The sequence below is a fragment of the Hymenobacter agri genome, assembly GCF_054778495.1.
In genome coordinates this window covers 1-2,248 of sequence record NZ_BAAGZM010000658.1, presented here as the reverse complement: position 1 = coordinate 2,248, position 2,248 = coordinate 1, and the positions used below count along the sequence as shown (strand labels likewise).

Below are 2,248 nucleotides of genomic sequence, written 5' to 3'. Positions count from 1 at the left end.
GCGGCAGCTGGCGCCAGCTGCCGCGGTTGTTTCGCCTCGTTGCGGCTTTTTCTTTTCTCGTTTCGGGCAGCACCAGCCACCCGGCCCGCCCACCTGTGGCCGCTCTGCGGGCTGGCAGCCCGGGCATGCCCTGTCATTTTCTCACCCGCCAATTCATTACCGCATCATGACTACAATCGTCACCTCATTTGCCCGCCGGCGCGGGCTTTGGGCACTTAGCTTGGCTAGCTCGTTGCTGCTGAGCCTGTGTTTCGGCAGCTGCAAAAAAGACTCCACCACGCCCGCCGAAGACCCCGACGCCGTGGCCAACGTGAAGCTGGCCACCTCGCCCACGCTCGGCAGCTACCTCACCGATGTCAATGGCAACACCCTGTATGTGTTCGCCCGCGACGTCGACGGCACCAACGCCTGCACCAGCGCCACCTGCATGCCGCTCTGGCCCGTGTACTACGAGGCCAACATCAAAGTGCCCAAAGCCCTGAACGCGGCCGACTTCGCCACCAAAACCACCGCCGACGGCCGCCCGCAAACCACCTACAAAGGCTGGCCGCTCTACTATTACGCCCCGGCCGCCAACGGCGTGTACACCCGCGAGGCGCCCGGCCAGACCGGCGGCAACGGCATCGGCACGGTCTGGCACGTGCTCAATCCCGGCTATAACGTGCTGCTGGCCAGCAAGAGCGTCGAAGACAAAGCCACGCACGTGGTGGCCACCAAGTCGTTTCTGGTAGATGGCGTGGGCCGCACGCTCTACTATTTCGCCAAGGACAACACCAGCCCTAGCACCCAGCCCACCAACTGCACGGGTGGCTGCGCAGCCATCTGGCCCGCCCTGTACCTGAGCAGTGCAGTTGCGCCGTCTTCGCTCAAGAGTAGTGATTTCGGCACCATTACCCGCGAAACGAGCACGGGCGGCGCGTACGGCGGCACCTCAACTACCCAGCAGCTCACCTATAAAGGTCACCCGCTGTACTACTACGCCGGCGATGCCGCCACCCGCGGTAAAGTCGAAGGCCACGACCTAAACGATTCCGGCGACTTCTGGTACGTAGCCGCCCCTTGAGGTAGGTGTGAGAGAAAATGAGAACGTCATGCTGAGCTTGTCGAAGCATCTCTACCGCAATAGTAATTTGATTACGTTGGGCGGTAGAGATGCTTCGGCAAGCTCAGCATGACGTTCTTTTTTGTTCTTTTTAGGAGGTGCGCAACCCTACCCGCCCTCCAGAATGTGGCCGTCGCGCATCACAATCTTGCGGTCAGCCATTTCGGCCAGCTGGTCGTTGTGCGTCACGATGACAAAGGTCTGGCCCAGCTCTTTGCGCAGCAGGAAGAAAATCTGGTGCAGCTCCTGGGCATTTTTGGTATCGAGGTTGCCGCTGGGTTCGTCGGCGAAAATGATTTCGGGCGAGTTGATGAGGGAGCGGGCCACCGACACGCGCTGCTGCTCGCCGCCGCTCATTTCGCTGGGCTTGTGCTCGGCGCGGTGCTCCATGTTCATCATGGCGAGCAGCTCGCGAGCCCGCACGCGCACTTCGCGCTCGGTGCGGCCGGCCAGGTAGGCGGGCAAACACACGTTTTCGAGGGCCGTGAACTCGGGCAGCAGGTTGTGGAATTGGAAGATGAAGCCGATGTGCCGGTTACGAAACCGGGCCAGGTCGTTGCGTCCCAGCGAACTCACCGACTCGCCATCGAACAGAATATCCCCCGAGTCGGGCGTGTCGAGCGTGCCCAGAATGTGCAGCAGGGTGCTCTTACCGGCCCCCGAGGAGCCGACAATACTCACGATTTCCGACTTTTCAATCGTCAAATCGATGCCTTTGAGCACGTTCAGGGAATTGTAGCTCTTATGAATGTTGATGGCTTGGAGCAACGGCGGGCGACGATAGACGTGAGTGATGCAGCAGGGACAAAGCTACGCAGAATCCGGAACGGTGCGTAGCCCGCTGCTATACGCAGTTGTAGCCACCGCGTACATTGCACCATGTCTGTAACCGGCTTACTATTTTCTATGACGCCGCCTTTTATACCGGCGCGGCGCTGGTGGCCCTGGGCCCTGGCGGCTGTGCTGCCCTTACTGCTCTTTGTCTGGTTTCGGCCCCGCCACGCCAGTAGCCCCGCCGAGGCTGTGCGCGAAGCGCAGACACTGGCCGAAGCTCCTTCGCCCTTCGGGGCGCCGTTTGCCACCCGGGGCCAGGGCGCCGTGGTTTCCGACAGCACCCGTATGCGCGGGGTGAGTTGGGTGGGCGGC

General features: G+C 61.7%; 3 protein-coding genes. 2 read left to right on the top strand and 1 reads right to left on the bottom strand.

Annotated features, from left to right (window positions below; all coding sequences use genetic code 11):
- Positions 1 to 166: 166 nt before the first annotated feature.
- Complete coding sequence (locus tag ACYVDE_RS20730) at positions 167 to 1,063, top strand: COG4315 family predicted lipoprotein (protein WP_460503438.1); 897 nt, start codon at positions 167 to 169, stop codon at positions 1,061 to 1,063.
- Positions 1,064 to 1,210: 147 nt separating this feature from the next.
- Here the strand turns inward: ACYVDE_RS20730 and ACYVDE_RS20725 are convergent, their stop codons facing one another.
- A complete protein-coding gene (locus ACYVDE_RS20725) occupies positions 1,211 to 1,870 on the bottom strand; it encodes an ABC transporter ATP-binding protein (RefSeq protein WP_241935214.1) in 660 nt (219 codons plus the stop codon).
- Positions 1,871 to 2,008: 138 nt separating this feature from the next.
- Between ACYVDE_RS20725 and ACYVDE_RS20720 the strand changes: the two genes are divergently transcribed.
- Positions 2,009 to 2,248: hypothetical protein (locus ACYVDE_RS20720; RefSeq protein ID WP_460503437.1), on the top strand; the 240-nt coding region annotated here is incomplete at its 3' end.